Below are 12258 nucleotides of genomic sequence, written 5' to 3' on the forward strand. Positions count from 1 at the left end.
TCGTCTCTTGACATGGGCGGCCATTGCTCCTCTGCTCCTGGGAGGCTGCTCGATAGTGCGCGAATTCGGCCCAGCGGTTGAAGTTCATACGCTGACGGCCAGGGAAGCCATCGAACTCAAGCGCGGCGACATTCTGACACGAGGCAAGCTTAGCGATGCGACTGTACAGACCATCAGGGTGTCAGCATTGGATGAGCAGGCTTGCGCAAAACCGGTCTCCCCGGCGTGTACCGAAGCCCTGGCTGCCGTGACGGGGGTTGCCACGGATAGACGGCTGGCTGCACTGTCCGAATTATGGCTGGCACAGGCCATGGAGCCTGGTCCCGAACAACAAGCCGCCTGGTTTGAGACGGCTCGTTATGCCTATGCCTACCTCTTCCACGGAGACCACACCCCGGGTGAGCGAGCCTTCGAGGACCGCCAGACACAAGTACGGGATTGGTATAATTATGCGGTCGAGCGTGCGGCCTCCGCGATGTTGGAGGTTCTGCATCAAATGCCTACGCAGTTGCCAGCGCACCCCCGCTGGGACATTGCAGGTTGGGAGCTGCAACTGGATATGCGCGGTGAGCGCTTGCCGGGCAGTACGGCGGTGCCAGCCGAACTCTTACCAGCCTCATCCCTGTCTTTCCGCGGAATGCGCAGTCTCTACCGACGCGACGGATTCGGAGCCGAGCTGGTGGCCGTCATGCCGGATGCCCCCTTGACGTCTGCCCTTACCAGCGAGGGTAGCTCATCAGCTAAACACGATCAGCAGCCACTACCCTGGAGCGAGATGACCGCGCCGCCCATGACGGTTCTGCTGCACCCTGACGGAGACGACCTGGACAGCGTGCTGCATACCCGTACCGCCCGTTTGACGGTGCATGATCCCTTTGAGGAATCGACTATCATGCTGCACGGCCAACGTGTGCCGCTGGCAGCCAATTTTACGGCCGGCTACGGCTTGTGGCTGGCCCGAGCCAACTTCAACCGCCAGTCTCTGCGAAGCCTGCTTGGGCGCGAGGGCGGCATTGACCGTCCGCACGTCTACCTGATGCAACCCTATAATCCGAACAGACGGATCATCGTCATGCTGCACGGACTAGCCAGCAGCCCGGAAGCCTGGGTGGAACTCGCCAACGAAATCCTGGGCGATGAGACCCTGCGCCAGCATTACCAAATCTGGCAGGTCTACTATCCGACCAACATGCCGATCGCCTTAAACCACGCGGCGATTCGCAAGGCGCTGGAAGAGACGCTGGCTCATTTCGACCCTTCCGGCCAGGCACAGGCATCATCCGACCTGGTACTGATAGGGCATAGCATGGGCGGCGTTATCGCGCGGTTGATGGTTTCATCAACCGATCAGTCGCTAGTCCAGCTGGCCTGGGACCGCGGTCGGCTAACACCGAAGCAAATCGAGCGCATAGATCCGATGCTGCGTTTTGAACCTTTTCCGCATATCAGCTGCGCCATCTTCATCGCAGCGCCCCACCGGGGTACGTCAATCGCGGCAAAACCCTTGGGGCGTTGGATGGCAAGTTTCATTCGACTTCCCGTTACGGTGCTCGAAGAGCTCGCCCAGACGCTGGTGCCCAATGCGGCGGCCAGCAGCCATGAAAGCCTAGGAAATATTCCGAATAGCGTCGACAACCTTGATGAAAATGATCCTTTCCTGGGCACGGCGGCGAACTTTCCCATCTCGGCTCAGGTGCGCTATCACTCGATCCTGGCGCAGACTAATGCCGACGTGCCGCTTGAGGATTCCGATGACGGCCTTGTGCCATACAGCAGCGCCCACCTTCCCGGTGCAGAATCTGAGAAAGTCATAATTTCGGGACACAGCGTGCAACAGAGCGCGGCTGCGGTACTGGAGATCCAGCGCATCCTCAAAGACGACATGATCCAAGGAAAAAAGCGCCCCCACTCATCGGTACAGTAGCAGTACACTCGTCCATTCTAGCCGCACTCGACCAATTACGCTAACCTACTGTCACATAACTACTTTTAGACCATCTGGCTTACGGTAGATTACCCCTGATTTTACTGGGTTTGCAGCGTTGCGTGAAAACTCATAATCCCTTGCTCCTGGCTTGAGTCCAGGTGGGATAGGAAGTATCAGCCGCATTACCGCATCGTCCAAAAAGTAGATACCCTGGGGGCCTCTGCGACAATCTCAAGGAACGCCTGAATCAGGCCAGCGAAACCCAGTGCCAACTGGCCGGCGACAGGCTAAAGAGGGGATTACCGGACTTACATTTGTAGATGCCTTCATCACGTTCAGCATTTACTTAGCGCACGATGGCAAATCCAAACCGAATCTGAAAGTCCTGTTTTCGATTAAAGGTTTCGAGCGTTTCGCCATAGCCCTTAAAAGTCCTCAGAAACAGATAACCGCCCGTTCGTTCGAAAATGCGTTTGCGGATCGGATACGACAGTTCGAGCTGAATGGTGGTTCTGCCATTGTCGCCGAGCCGAAATAAAGAAGAAATCAGCAGGTTCTCCTCAGTCCCTACCCGAAGCATCAAGTCAGAATAGCCCCGATAATCTGCAATATCGTCGTTTTCAGAGCCCTTAGCTAAATAACCGACAAGCTTCGGGGCAAGAGTCCATTGCTGGCCAAGTAGCGTGCGGCTCCACGCCGGCATCAAAAATAAAGTATCGATGCTTCGAGACCGGTCTTCGTCCTGCCCATTTGAAGCATGCTCATAGCCTACCCTCAGCAATCTCGCACCAAACGGACTGGATTGTGAATCAAACTCCCAGAATAAGCTGGGCCTGTAAGTGGAGTCCTCGAACGGCGCGGACTCCTCACTCAGGTTCCAGAGAGAGGTCTGGGTGTAAGCAACGTGCAGATCTTCCAACCAACTTGCGCGCCTCACCACAAAACCGTCCTCTGCAAAAACACGGTACTTAAGGCTTAGCTGAAATTCCGCGGTTGTATCGTCATCCCTCCCTAAGGCGAAGAACATCGGTTCATTAATGGTTAAAGCAGGCTCCTCATTTGACTCAGTCAAATAAGCGTTGCCGGAAGAATGACTTTGTGCTGCGTCACTTGCCTCCAGATTCTAAGGTGATAGAAATGCAAGCACAACAAGAGTTCGACTATTCAAAATATCCCCCAAAGTTTCATATGTCGGCCCACTACGCTCCTAACTCCCACTTTTGCCCCCACTCCTGCTGACCAGGAAATGTCGAAGTAAACAAAGTATGTAGTGGTTTACTGATCCCGGACACCATTTTAGGAGGTACTATGACCTCCACAGAGGTGTTCAATGACAAAACAAAGAAGAAGTTTTACTCCTGAGTTCAAGCTGGAGGCAGCGAGTTTGGTGGTGGACCAGAACTACAGTGTTCCAGAAGCCTGCCAAGCCCTCGGTGTGGGTGAGTCAGCCTTACGTCGCTGGGTTAAACAGTTACAAGCTGAACGAGGTGGGCATACACCTGCTTCCAAGGCGCTGACGCAGGAACAGCAGCGTATTCAGGAACTAGAAGCGCGGGTGAAGCGCCTGGAGCAGGAAAAAACCATATTAAAAAAGGCTACCGCTCTCTTGATGTCGGACGAGCTCGGCTCTACACGCTGATAGAGCAATTGAGAGAGCACGGTAAGCTGAGCCTGCTTTGCCCACTGTTTGGTGTTGGCCTGAGTAGCTTTTATGACAGGCAGAAATGCCGGACACAGCCTGATGTGAAGCGCCTGCAACTACGTTCCAAGGTGAATGAATTATTTACAAAAATCCGGGGCAGCGCCGGTAGTCGCACCATTGTCGGCATGCTACGGGACGAAGCGATAGAGATTGGCCGCTTCAAGGTCAGACGACTGATGTCTGAGCTGGGACTGATTTGCAAACAGCCCGGCCCCCATGCCTATAAGCAGGCGACCGTTGAGCGGCCTGATATACCCAATGTGCTTAATCGGGAATTTGAGCCTGACCGAGCGAATCAAGTCTGGTGTGGAGACATTACCTATATATGGACAGGTAATCGTTGGCATTACCTGGCTGCGGTACTGGATTTATATACCCGCCGTGTGGTTGGATGGGCTATGTCGGCCAGGCCGGATGCTGACTTGGCCGTAAAAGCACTGGATATGGCTTATGAGTCGCGGGGTAAACCACAGAATGTGTTATTCCACAGTGATCAGGGTAGCCAATACAGCTCTCGAAAATACCGACAACGGTTATGGCGCTACCGCATAACTCAAAGCATGAGCCGCCGTGGTAACTGTTGGGATAATGCGCCAATGGAGCGGTTGTTTCGGAGCTTTAAGGCTGAATGGTTGCCAAGACTGGGCTACAGCAACTTAAGTGAAGCAATGCGTGATGTGAGCTATTACCTGATGGATTATTACAACTGGCAACGGCCACATCAATTTAACGATGGATGTCCTCCTGCAAAGGCGGAAGATCTGTCTAAATCCGTGTCCGGAATTAGTTGACCACTACAAATAAACAAGTCCGCATAAAAGGAAGAGGTGGTGTTGGCAAGACGGTTATTCTTCTTCAAATGGCTTACAAGGCTTTCGATAGAAAGCAATTACGTTCTCTCGTGCTTACATATAATAAAGCACTTGTTGCTGATATGAGGAGAACAATGGCTCTATTGGGTGTTCCACGTAACATAGAGCAAGGCGGAATAAGTATTGACACTGTCCATTCTTTCATTAGAAAAATAATGAGTGAAGTGGGAATACTGAAACAAGAAGATAATTTTCTAGAAAATTATGAACAGCACAAAGAAAATCTCCTTGAGTTCATAAGAACAGGTGCAATCACGCAAGATGATATTGATCAATTACGAGAGAATAATGCCGAACTATTTCATTGGGACTTAGTTTTTATTGATGAGGGGCAAGATTGGCCATCAAATGAAATAGATTTAATCAGAACAATATATCCTCCACATAATGTCATCGTCGCTGATGGAGTGGATCAATATGTTAGGTCATCAATTGCAGACTGGGAGAGTGGACTAGGGAACACGATGTGCAGAACAAGGCGGTTGAGGAGGTGTCTGCGTATGAAATCTAATCTTGCTAGTTTTGTGTCAAGTTGTGCTGAAGAATTTGGTTTAAATGATTGGGATTTAGAACCCAGTAGTGAAGCCAATGGCGGGCGGGTTTTGATTGTTAAGGGCGATATGTCGAACAATTCGTCTGTGTATGAAAAAATCTGTGGGGAAGCCTCCAAGATGGGGAATTACCCAGTGGATATGTTAGCCTGTGTACCACCATCTTTAGTCAAGCATACGGATGATGCAGCATATTCAATTCCCGGCAAGGCAATTCTAAATAGCGGTGCTAAAGTGTGGGATGCAACGTCAGCAGACGTTAGAGAATATTATCCAACCGATAAGGATGCCCTTAGAGTTGTTCAATACGAATCATGTAGGGGGCTTGAGGGCTGGGCTGTAATAAACTACGCCTTAGATGAGCTTTTTGAAGTCAAACGCTCACAGTGGCTAAACTCCCCGGAAGAACTTGGAGGATTATTTGATTCTCAAGAAGATCTCGCAAGAAATTACGCGGCTCAGTGGATAATGATTCCATTAACAAGAGCAATGGATACTCTAGTAATTAACATCAAAGATTCAGAGTCTGAAGTCGGCCAAGTAATTGAGAAAGTCGCAATGAGATGTAAAGATTTTGTTGAGTGGCTCTAGTTTAGTCGTTAGTTAGTATGATTATTTGTATTAGCACATCGCTGTTTGTGACTGAAGAAAATCATCACAGTTATTTAATCTCAATTTCAAGGTCATTGTCTATAGTTCTTATATGAGCATGATCTGTTAACTACCGCTCTTCATCTTTATAGGTACTTCAATTCGCTCAATCGTACTGCTGGAATAAATTAGCTGTTCGACAATAAACTAAAAGGGCCGCCGATTTAAACTGAGCAATCTAGTTTCTGTTCATATGTAATGAAACTGAAAAAACGTTCTAGATGTATACTTTCCAAACGATATAGCCCAATGTGGACTGGATGGAGCCCTCGGAAAAGATCGCAAGTCTTATGATATAGCTGTCAGTACCAGTGACCTATGAATATGTCTAGCTTCTATTAATTCATTTTTGATAGGGAGTAGCTTTTAATGGTAAAGAATTTAGACGAGAAACTTAATGATGGACACATTATTGAAGCTCTAGACAGACTTCATTTTGCTTGTGTTTATACCGATGAATTTTTAGGGAATCATCCTTTAATTAAATCAGTGCCTGAGTTTGCTAATGAGATCACTAAAGCGGCTGAAGTTCTTGAGAGTTTGTATCAAAAAATCGGTTCCATTGAATCATCGAAACATATTAATATCGAATGAAAACATTTCATTATAATTGAGTATAGAGAATGAATGTACTTTATATGGCTTGGGGTCTTGTACTGATAGTAATACTCCCGGTATTTATCATCTTAAAATTTCGAGAGTTAATTGAAAATGGCTTTGAGTTATATGTATACCGATGGATCAAAAAGAACATCAATAAGCAATAACATTTGATTTTTTATTAATGATCCCTTATCAGACTATGTGCATACATCTATGATTCTGTGACTATTTTCATAGTCCAAAATCGGTATAGCATCATTCAATAATTCAGATCTACTTGGCAATAATTTTAATTATAAAATCTTAACTGATTTAATATTTGGTATGAATATTCAACCATGATTATATTCAATGGTTAATATTTCCCACTCCTTCTTGCCTTCTGGAGTAATCACAAAAATTATGTCTCCAACGGTTTTACCTAAGCATTTTTTTGCGACCGGAGCACTGACGGATATGTAATTTTTTTTGCTATAGATTTCATCGGGACCAACGATCCTAAAGGTCAGTGTTTCATCATTTTCATCGATTAATGTAACCCAAGCTCCAAAGTAAGCTTTACCTTCCTGAGTTGGGTTGTATTCTATAATCCTTAATTTTGACATGCGATCTCTGAGGTAGCGAACCCTGCGGTCAATTTCACGAAGTCTTTTCTTGTTGTACTGATAGTCAGCATTCTCGGAGCGATCCCCAAGGCTTGCTGCCCATTGCACTATCTTAGTGACTTCGGGGCGTTCCTTTCGCCAGAGATGATCTAATTCTTGTTGTAATTCAGTATGACCTTCAGGTGTGATGATGTTGGTATCCATAGGTTATATATTATTCAGTGCTTTATTTACAGCATCTACCGTTGCGGCTTTGAGTACAACTTTACTGTTTCCATCTACAATTTCACCATACTCTGAGATTGAAAAGCCCCATTTTCCTAAGAATTCTTCTGAAATGATGTATTCCAGAGCACGACGTTCTAACTTAGTAAGTTTATGGTCTTCATCAAGTGTAGAATTTTGATAGTCTCGAACTTCAATACGTGATCCAGGCGGTATAAACTCTCTAAGTTTTTTATTTGCTGCCGCTAATTCTGAAGCCTGTATACGTGCGAGTAGCTTGTGCTTGGGATTCTGGATTTCTTCAATCCAATCATCTTTTGATTTCGATTCCAGACGAGGTTTATCACCATGATGTTGTTCTTCAAATGAGTTTAGAAGTGCTCGATATTGCTCTCCAGACTGATTTCTCAAGCTTTGGGCTTTTGGAACCCCTCTTTTATAGCCTAGTCGAGAGATGGTGGCTACAGAAAAATCATACATGCCCCGTTGCGTTTGTTCTATGCAAATTTCATAGATGGAATCCAACGTCTTACAGACCTTTTTTGATGCAGTTTGTTTGAGTTTTTTAGTAATTCATCAGGTTTCATGAGGTATCTCTTACAATACTACTGGTATGGCTTTGGTTGTAATTAATTCTATTTCTGAAGGTTCTATTCTTTCTGGGCCTACTAAATCAGTCAGTTTCAGATGACCATCAATCAGTTTGTTGATTTTTTCCCATGAGTTTAATCGTGCTTTAAATAAAGCCACAAGTTGGTTACCAATAGTAAGCTGTTCTTCTTGGGAAAGCATGAACAGGCGGGGTGCAACCTCGTTAAAACTTGCCATTCTGTCAAGCATTTGTGATCGAGGAAATATCGCTCGCGAGGGATTACTACTTTCATATATCGTTGCATTTTCACATACTTCCTGAAGTTGCTGGAAGTGTGAGGCTTCGTCAAGCTCGATTTGTACTTCGGAATCTGGCATTTTTATTAGAGCTAGGTTTTTGTCGTCAGATTCGATCTGACCATTAGCAACTGACTGTGATAGTTGAATCAGCTTGTAGATAGCCTGGAGATCAGACAAGAGCATATCCATTTTTTTTGCTGCGCTTTCATATTCTGACTCTAATTTACGTACTTTGAATTCAAGAGGAGATCTTTGACTGAAATCAAATGTCTTTTGCTTCATCGTAGCAATGTATTCCTGACGATCTAGATCTTCTAGCTTGTGATTAATTACAGCAATTTTCTCCTGCAATTGCCGACATATCTCGGATTGATTGTTGGCTTCCAGAAGAATTTCGTTGGTGATAGATAGTAAACCGCCTAGGTAGACTGGCCCAGTTATAAAATGACGACAACGAATGCAATTCTGAAAGCCAAGGTATCCTGATGGAGTAGGGCTATGCACTTGGGTAGCACCGATTTCTTCGCCGCCATCATTGCAGCGTGTGGCTGCGAACGGGCATATGCCGTAATCGCGAAACACATAGTTCCCCGCAGGAACATCGTTAGTCAGTGATTGCAGCAAGTCTTGGTTGGCACCGACGAGGTTATTCTTGACGGACTCGATATTGTTTTGTTCTATGGCAGCTTGTGTGGCTTCAGCTTGCGATTTAAGCGCTTTTTTTCAGCCTCCTCGAACCTTTGCCGGATGTCTCGTTGAGTAACTTTACAGTAGTAAATAGACATAACAATGGATGAGTGTCCTACAACCTTCATTACAATTTCCACGGGCATACCCATGTCCATAATATATGCCGTAATTAGGCTTACTCGCATGGAGTGAGGCGTGTATTTTGATTTGTAATTCGATAGTCGGTAGGGGCTTCCTTTGAGCTCTGCCAGTTTGAGGCTTGAAGGTTGTATATGAAACAAAGCTGCAGCCAGTCGCATAGTGAGAGCCAAACCTGGGTTTTTGGGTTCAATATCGTTAAAAGCCCTGAACAGAAAACAGTTGACCCCCTTGGATTTAAGCTGCATCTCATTCAGGTTGGTTCGCACGCAGCGAGTCCAAGGTGTTGCTTCGGTTATTGGATTGTATTTTTGCTGCCATTTTCGGAGTCGAACTAGCCAGTAAGCGAGATCTTCAGGTATCCAGGTAATGGAATAACCTGCGCCGCTGTTACTGGTCTTGTTTGTTGTGACGTACATACCCAGATTTCCATCTGGCAGCCTCTTTATAAAGGACTGGGATTTTGTTGTGCCAGCAAGAGAACTGGTATTTTTGACCCACGTTATGGAGCCTTTATCGTCAAAACCGGCAATGTACTTATCACCTTCTCCAGAGTCATTGTAGGCAATCTGACGGCCTCTCAGAGGTACTTTTGTGAGGGTGAATGTGTGAAGCCAATCAATCGGCGACCACATGAAATATTGGTTACCTTGTTTTCGAACTACGCAGTCAGGATCTGAGTGGTCAATAAGGCTCTTTGGTACTTTTATCCAGTCGGTGTCGAATTTTTGCAGATGAGCCAGATCTCGAAATGTCTTGGCTCCGTCAGGAATAATCCATTCTTGAGTCTTTCGGACAAAGTAGTACTGAAGACATGGTTTGGTTGACTCGGTTCGATTAGGGGCTGTGACACTTTTATCTTCTGCCAGAAGCTGGAAAGGATTTCTGGCATCCATAACTCGAATAATTTCGCCAGTTTCCTCGTCTTCATCAGTCAGATCGTTACTAATGACGTGATTCAAAAACTCGTTAACAGCGATAATGACGTTTCTTCTGAGGTTGTCGGTGGGAAGTTTTTTTAACTCCTCACGAAAAGGTCGTATATTTACTCGTTTTTTGGTCAGCAGTTCTTGCGGCGATGGACTTTTGTCATGTTTTTCAACATACATTCTGACGAATCTGCAGAGATGATTGAGTTTTGTTCCGCCACCATAGGCTTGCTTCATGAATTCCGAGATCTTATCTGCCCAGAGTTGGAACTGGGGTGGTATGTACTCTGGTTTGAATGGTTTTTCTTTGCCACAGAAATCGAACCAGTTTTCCCATTCATTACCGTACGCTGTTTCGGGGGCAGCCGGGTAGCTTGGGTCATCTAGAGATTTGATCCATGAAGTGTATTCACGTTTAGAGGTGATTTTTTGTGACTGAACTTCCTTCTTGAGCACTTTGTATGATTTGATTTGTGGGATGTCAAAAAACTCTGAGTAACTGCTCCACTCATTTCTGAAGATCCTTTCAGGGTGAGCAGGAAGCTCAGGAATTTCTTTGTAACGCTGTCTGTATTCAACGGTGTTTGTGATGCCGTTTTCTTTGCAGATCGCTTTGAGTTCTGCCAAGTTTGATGCTGTCGTGGCTGATGTGAGGAAGTTTGTCTTCTTATCAGAGCTCATTTCTCAGATTGTCTCATTTCGGTTCTTATGTCTTCGCTTGTCGGTTTTATGTAGACAAGGCATGAGTTTGGGCTTTTATGATGCATTGCTTTCTGCAACTCAACTTGGCTCAATCCCAATTTTCTAGCCCGATAACCATATGCATGTCGATGACCGTGTTCAGTAGTGCCAAACTCTTTTTTGCATTCAAGGCCAATTCGCTCTACAGCCCGTTTGTGGCGCCGTTGAAAGTTTTTAATTGTTTCTGGCTCCCCATGATCATTCGTGAAGGCGAACGGGTGAACGTTATCGGGTTCAACTCTTTGGTATTTCAGATACTTCACCCATACACTCAGAAACTCTTTTGCTTTTTGTGTCGGGTTAAAGATCACCTCAAAATAGCCGTCTCTACTGGTCATGAGTGGATTCTTCCAGCCCGAATATAAGCGTTCAGTGAGCCTGTAAGTGTTTCTTGGCTTATAGGATGTCTCAGAAAGGAGATACTCAGCACGATTCTTGTACTTGGGATCTGGCGATCTGCCATAAACAGGATGATAAACGCGAACTAGTGCTTCATCTGGGTGATTTGGATGAATGGTTATGTCTGCTGTGTAGATATGGAAAATCTCACTTTTCCTGAGTCCCCCATAGTTTAAAAGCATGGTAATAGCCTGCGAGCGATAGTCCGGCTTTCCTCTGACCACGAAGCCGTCATGAATCAAACTCTCAATCTGAGCTTCAGGAAAACGTTCAGCTTTATCATTGCTGATTATAAGTTGGACGGGCGTATAGATTAGTCGTTTTCGAGTCGCAGCCTTTTGAGCTTCTGAATATGAGGAGAGGTGATTAAGGAAAACATTTGCATGTTTGTGATAGTAAGCACACCAGTTCATGCGCTCTTCCCAACTCGTTGCCTTACGAAAAGGATTGATTCGACCCTGATCATAGCCATCCTGCATAGCCAAAAAATCAGTGTAATGAGTCACATGAAAAAGAATATTATTCGCAACCGTGAGATCTCTCGGCTTCCAGAATAACTTAATGGGATCATCACTGCTTTGGTGGTTAATGGTTCCTGTTACCAATGCCTCTGTGAAACTCTTTAGAAGCTTTGTTGCTTTATCAATATCTGGTGCTGCTTCAATGTAATCAATTAGCAGTCTTACTGCATAAATGGACTTTTCTCTCCATGAGTCACTTTTTTCTGAGAACCAGGCCAAATATCTCAGATGTGAAATCAGAATACCATTACGAGTGTAAATAGCAGGAAGATGATGGCTGTTACCGCTTGTTATGTCTGTATATGTGGTGGCAAGTTTTATAGTGTGCTTCATTAATATGATACTTAGTACGGGGTCTTTTTCATAATATTTAGTATAAAACCTATCAAGTTAAAGGGTAATTTACTACTGAAATAGTATATTTAATAGTAGGGTTCTAATATATCTATCGTAAAAAAGAACTACGTGAGATCGATCGCCGTATTCGTTATCTGCAAAAAAGGCTGCCTGATTTAAAAGTCGTGGATGAAGCACCGGATAATCAGTCACAGATTTTTTTGCCGCTTGGGTAACGGTCGAGACAGAGGCCGGTGATGAAAAAGAATATCGCATTGTTGGGCCCGATGAGATTGATGCCTCAAAAGGTTATATCAGTATCGACTCGCCATTAGCTCGTCAGTTATTGGGTAAAACGCTGGATGATGAAGTCGTGATAGAGGTCGCAGGCCAGAAAAAAGTCTACTTTGTCTTAGCTATCCGTTATTCCTAATATTCGCTGTTTTATCTGAATCTATGATTCGTTATTAGAGGTTT

Annotated in this window: 11 protein-coding genes; 5 read left to right on the forward strand and 6 right to left on the reverse strand. The window is 45.4% G+C overall.

The window, feature by feature from the left end; genetic code table 11:
* Window positions 1-55 precede the first annotated feature (55 nt).
* The gene (locus QUE24_RS13675; RefSeq protein ID WP_286304353.1) at window positions 56-1924 is read left to right on the forward strand and encodes a lipase family alpha/beta hydrolase; all 1869 of its coding nucleotides are present in this window, start codon (window positions 56-58) and stop codon (window positions 1922-1924) included.
* Between the two features lie 349 nt (window positions 1925-2273).
* Here QUE24_RS13675 and QUE24_RS13680 read toward each other — a convergent pair whose 3' ends face one another.
* Complete coding sequence (locus QUE24_RS13680; protein WP_286304354.1) at window positions 2274-2999, reverse strand: phospholipase A; 726 nt, start codon at window positions 2997-2999, stop codon at window positions 2274-2276.
* Window positions 3000-3257: 258 nt separating this feature from the next.
* Here QUE24_RS13680 and QUE24_RS13685 point away from each other — a divergent pair.
* The 3 genes from QUE24_RS13685 (at window position 3258) to QUE24_RS13695 (ending at window position 6297) form a co-directional block, all read left to right on the forward strand.
* Window positions 3258-4420 (forward strand): IS3 family transposase gene (locus QUE24_RS13685; protein WP_286304341.1). Its coding sequence is split into 2 segments (ribosomal slippage): window positions 3258-3513 and window positions 3513-4420, totalling 1164 coding nucleotides; the frame shifts between segments, so codons are not numbered across the junction.
* Window positions 4417-5643: a DEAD/DEAH box helicase gene (locus QUE24_RS13690; RefSeq protein WP_286304355.1), complete on the forward strand. Its 1227-nt coding sequence runs from the start codon at window positions 4417-4419 to the stop codon at window positions 5641-5643. Before QUE24_RS13685 ends, QUE24_RS13690 begins: the two co-directional genes overlap by 4 nt.
* 429 nt (window positions 5644-6072) lie before the next feature.
* The gene (locus QUE24_RS13695; protein WP_286304356.1) at window positions 6073-6297 is read left to right on the forward strand and encodes a hypothetical protein; all 225 of its coding nucleotides are present in this window, start codon (window positions 6073-6075) and stop codon (window positions 6295-6297) included.
* Window positions 6298-6638: 341 nt separating this feature from the next.
* Here QUE24_RS13695 and greB read toward each other — a convergent pair whose 3' ends face one another.
* The 5 genes from greB to gmtY are packed head-to-tail and all read right to left on the reverse strand — an operon-like array spanning window position 6639 to window position 11778.
* Window positions 6639-7115, reverse strand: coding sequence for a transcription elongation factor GreB (greB, locus tag QUE24_RS13700; RefSeq protein ID WP_286304357.1), 477 nt, complete (start codon window positions 7113-7115; stop codon window positions 6639-6641).
* A gap of 3 nt (window positions 7116-7118) precedes the next feature.
* Window positions 7119-7709, reverse strand: coding sequence for a gamma-mobile-trio protein GmtX (gmtX, locus tag QUE24_RS13705; RefSeq protein WP_286306125.1), 591 nt, complete (start codon window positions 7707-7709; stop codon window positions 7119-7121).
* 24 nt (window positions 7710-7733) lie between these two features.
* Window positions 7734-8651 (reverse strand): hypothetical protein, encoded by a 918-nt coding sequence (locus QUE24_RS13710; RefSeq protein WP_286304358.1) that lies wholly within the window; start codon window positions 8649-8651, stop codon window positions 7734-7736.
* 53 nt (window positions 8652-8704) lie between these two features.
* Complete coding sequence (locus QUE24_RS13715; RefSeq protein ID WP_286304359.1) at window positions 8705-10465, reverse strand: VPA1269 family protein; 1761 nt, start codon at window positions 10463-10465, stop codon at window positions 8705-8707.
* Window positions 10462-11778, reverse strand: a complete 1317-nt coding sequence (gene gmtY / locus QUE24_RS13720; protein WP_286304360.1) for a gamma-mobile-trio recombinase GmtY — start codon at window positions 11776-11778, stop codon at window positions 10462-10464. The genes QUE24_RS13715 and gmtY overlap by 4 nt, the downstream gene beginning before the upstream one ends.
* A gap of 277 nt (window positions 11779-12055) precedes the next feature.
* Here gmtY and QUE24_RS13725 point away from each other — a divergent pair, with 277 nt between their 5' ends.
* Window positions 12056-12214: a GreA/GreB family elongation factor gene (locus QUE24_RS13725; RefSeq protein WP_286306126.1), complete on the forward strand. Its 159-nt coding sequence runs from the start codon at window positions 12056-12058 to the stop codon at window positions 12212-12214.
* Window positions 12215-12258: the final 44 nt, after the last annotated feature.

This window comes from Methylophaga marina (assembly GCF_030296755.1).
Classification (GTDB): Bacteria; Pseudomonadota; Gammaproteobacteria; order Nitrosococcales; family Methylophagaceae; genus Methylophaga; species Methylophaga marina.